This is a genomic window from Porphyromonas sp. CAG:1061, from assembly GCF_000435035.1.
GTDB lineage: Bacteria > Bacteroidota > Bacteroidia > Bacteroidales > Porphyromonadaceae > Porphyromonas_A > Porphyromonas_A somerae.
Genome location: NZ_HF988874.1, coordinates 6,260 through 8,679 on the forward strand (window position 1 = coordinate 6,260; position 2,420 = coordinate 8,679).

A 2,420-nucleotide genomic window follows, 5' to 3' on the forward strand; every position below is an offset into this window, starting at 1 on the left:
AGCAGAGTTACCTCTTCCGAGACAAAGCTGGTTCACGGACGCTTTCGGAGAGTGGCTCCAATGTCTATAAGGATTATATCTCACTGATTGATGCCAATACGGTACCTACTGATTGGGATCCTAAGATGGGGCATCCTTTCCTACAGAGGGTATCGGATAAGGAGGGAGAGGAGTATATCCTCAGCGGCTACTACCGTAACCCTAAGGAGGTGAAAGATGGTGCTGCCGACCGTGCTTCCATCGATGGTGGCTTTTACTTCCTCGAAAACTCGATGTATGGCAATAATAGGGTAGCCTCTAAGAAGGGCGAGATTAAGTACAATCGCATCGCCTATGCAAAGGTCTATACCAAGCTCACCCCTACCCACGCTTATACAACCAAGTACTCAAGTGGTGTCTATGAGAGGGTATTAGCTGACCCTGAGGAATTTACTAAGGAGCATTCCTATATTATGGAGATTTCCGCAGAGGTATATTCCAAGATCTGGAATCTTCCGCAGTATCGAGGTAAAGTGCGTTCTTATAGAGTTCATCACCAAGACGGAACGGTGACTACAGAATATGAACTTAATGTGACAGAAAAGCCTGGCACTTTCTACGAGGGGGTGGATGATGGGCTGCTTTATCTAAGGTTACGAGATGCAGTGTTGATGGGGAATAAGTCTGTCCGTAAGTATGATGAGGGCCGTATGGTCTATCTCATTCCGCTCAATAGGCAGTTGGATGGTGCCAAGGGCTTTGTCAATTACTGCGATACACGGAGAAATAATATCTACGACCTCAACATCGCTAGTATCAGTGGCATCGGATTGAATCACGACCCCGTGGACCCCGACGACCCCAATATCCCTAAGCCTGAGGATAATCCTTACGAACCCCCTACGGATCCTCAGATTCCAGTAGAGGAAAATGACTACCTCATGCGTATCACTGCCAAGATACTTAAGTGGAACTTGGTGGAGAAGCACTACGCTCTATGGAACTAATATGAAGTTAGTATGAAATGAGTTATGATGAATAATATGGAATATACCATTCGGATCCTTCTCGTGAGTCTACTGCTCTTTGGCCTGACTGGGTGCCACCAGCGTGTGTTCCCGACAGATGAGGAGCTGGGTGATGGCTGTGAGCAGATGGTTCGTATTACGGCGAAGATCCTCCCTACTGGGGCACCTCTCCGTGCTATGGGTGATGTGCAGGATGACCTTGATGATGATCCAGATACCCCCTTCGACCCTGAAGTGGTTGATCCGAATAAGAATCGTTTTGATGAGGATCGTGTTGATCACGTGATGCTCTATGTCTACGACAATGACCAGCTGATCCGGACGATATTCTACAACAATCCGAGTATTCGTGCTGGTATGCCCACTAGCACTAGCAAATTGGAGGTGAAGCCTTTTGGCACTGAGACTGGCGGGATCTTTACCTTCGACTTGATGCTCTCCCCTGGTCGCTACCGCTTCGTCTTGCTCGTCAATGACCCGAAGTCTTACGAGGAGGCGATGAACGGCAATATCCGAGATCCTCAGAAGATCTATCTCGATCAGATGACCGATGAGAGGGGGATGCTCAGCAGTAATATTTTGTTTAACAGAAATGGAAACGGAACTACTTTGTACAAGAGAGGTCTCCAGCCTAGATTGCTCCCAATGACTGGTCAGGCGATGCTCACTATTCCCAAGGGGCGTGATGATGGGACGGTCACCACAGTGACCCCCTCCATTGACCTTGAGCGGGTCTTTGCGAGGGTAGAGTTAATCCTCACGACAGCGAATAAGGAGAAGACGGAGTATCTCAGCCCTGAAATCGCAAAATATAGAATAGATAATCGTGACTATGTTGATGGCTCCACTACTGGTAGGTTGACCAAGGGGAAGTTCGTGGATCTTGTTGACACGGACTGGCGTGCAGGCACCCTGGAGATGCTTCCTTCCCCCGGAGAGTACACTGCCACTGGCAGGAATATGCCCGAGGATAGCCGACTCTACAGCGACCGTACCGCAACTGAGTATCTGAAGTATTTCCACGATGCCACCACCTACAGGACTCAGGTCACCACTCTGTATGCCGAAAATCTTGATGATCGGAATATTCTCCATAATGGTTTAGGCTTTGATAAGATGTATCATCAACACTCCAAATCACAATGGAGCAAGTTCACCCTTGACTTGTATTACCTTTATATCCCACCGATGTTCATTGACGGCCTAAAGAAGGAGGATATGCCCTACATTTTGATTGGGATCAATCCCACTGGTGAGGATATCCCAGAGGATGCACCAGTAGCTGCCGATCAGATGACCTACTTCCGTCTCCCCATCACCACACTCGTCTCTGCAGCGGGGGGTGGCATAGAGGAAAAGTTTGAGGTCCGCCGCAACACCGTCTACAGCATCTACGCCGCCTTCCGTGGCGGT

2 protein-coding genes are annotated in these 2,420 nt (G+C 48.8%); both read left to right on the plus strand.

The features are described from left to right. On the plus strand, positions 1-986 hold a 986-nt coding region (locus QVO39_RS01990), incomplete at its 5' end, for a fimbria major subunit (RefSeq protein ID WP_288171551.1). 24 nt (positions 987-1,010) lie between these two features. Continuing rightward, positions 1,011-2,420: hypothetical protein (locus QVO39_RS01995; RefSeq protein WP_502685057.1), on the plus strand; the 1,410-nt coding region annotated here is incomplete at its 3' end.